Below are 247 nucleotides of genomic sequence, written 5' to 3' on the forward strand. Positions count from 1 at the left end.
CTGAGCACGCAGGATGGTCTGTACACCACCATTATCCGTGGCCTGAATGAGAAGGGGGAAGCGGTCAGCGACGCGCGTCTGATTCGCTCGGTTAATCGTGAAATCAGCGTCTACAGTGAATACGATGAATTCCTGAAACTGGCGCACAACCCGGAAATGCGCTTTGTTTTCTCTAACACCACCGAAGCGGGTATCAGCTACCATGCGGGCGATAAATTCGATGACGCGCCAGCGGTAAGCTATCCGG

The 247-nt window shown here is 53.8% G+C and carries 1 pseudogene; it reads left to right on the plus strand.

Features of this window, described 5'->3' with window-relative positions:
* Positions 1-247, plus strand: a pseudogene (locus SB765_RS32510) (hypothetical protein); the annotation flags it as partial.

The sequence above is a fragment of the Pseudomonas sp. SIMBA_067 genome, from assembly GCF_046534675.1.
Taxonomy (GTDB): domain Bacteria; phylum Pseudomonadota; class Gammaproteobacteria; order Pseudomonadales; family Pseudomonadaceae; genus Aquipseudomonas; species Aquipseudomonas putida.